Origin of the sequence: Pseudomonas oryzihabitans (genome assembly GCF_032027545.1) — a bacterium.
Lineage (GTDB): Bacteria > Pseudomonadota > Gammaproteobacteria > Pseudomonadales > Pseudomonadaceae > Chryseomonas > Chryseomonas oryzihabitans_F.
Genome location: NZ_JAVSJB010000099.1, coordinates 1 through 617 on the forward strand (window position 1 = coordinate 1; position 617 = coordinate 617).

Annotated in this window: 1 protein-coding gene; it reads right to left on the reverse strand. The window is 69.4% G+C overall.

Going from position 1 to position 617, the window contains the following annotated elements; all coding sequences use genetic code 11:
• Positions 1-617: hypothetical protein (locus RND78_RS27890; protein ID WP_312733465.1), on the reverse strand; the 617-nt coding region annotated here is incomplete at both ends.

The following is a 617-nucleotide window of genomic DNA, read 5'->3' on the forward strand; positions in this document are numbered from 1 at the left end:
CTCCCCCGGTGTTGGCAACGTGGTCGGCGCTGATGTTCAGGGTGGTGCCGGCATCGATCAGGCCTTTGGGGCCGTTTTGCAGGGTGCCGGTACCGGTACCGGTCATGGTCAGGGTCAGGGCGCCACCGCTGGAGAGCAGGCCGCCGGTGTTGGTCAGGTTGGCCGCGGTGACGGTCAGCGCCCCCTGGCTCACCAGGGCGCCGTTATCGCCGTTGTCCAGGTCGCCGGTGAGGGTGGCGGTGAGGTCCCCGGCCTTGCTGGACAGGGTGCCGCTTTGGCGGTTGCTCAGGCTGCCGCCGGTGACGGTGAGGCCCTGCCAGCCGGAGAGCAGGCCGCCATTGTTGGTCAGGGTGCTGGCCTGGACCTTGAGCAGGCCCTGGCTGATGAGTTTGCCGCGGGTGTTGTCCAGGGCCTGGGCGATCAGGGTGAAGGCCTGGCTGCTGCCGATCTCGCCGTCGGTGTTGGTCACCTGGTTGAGGTGGGCGAAGCTGAGCAGGCCGGTGGTGGTGATAAGGCCGCCGGTGTTGTCGAGGTTGCCGCTACCGCCGGTGCGGCCCAGGTCGAGGTGGAGGGCGGCCTCGCCGATCAGGCGGCCGCCCTGCTGCTTGAGTTCGCCG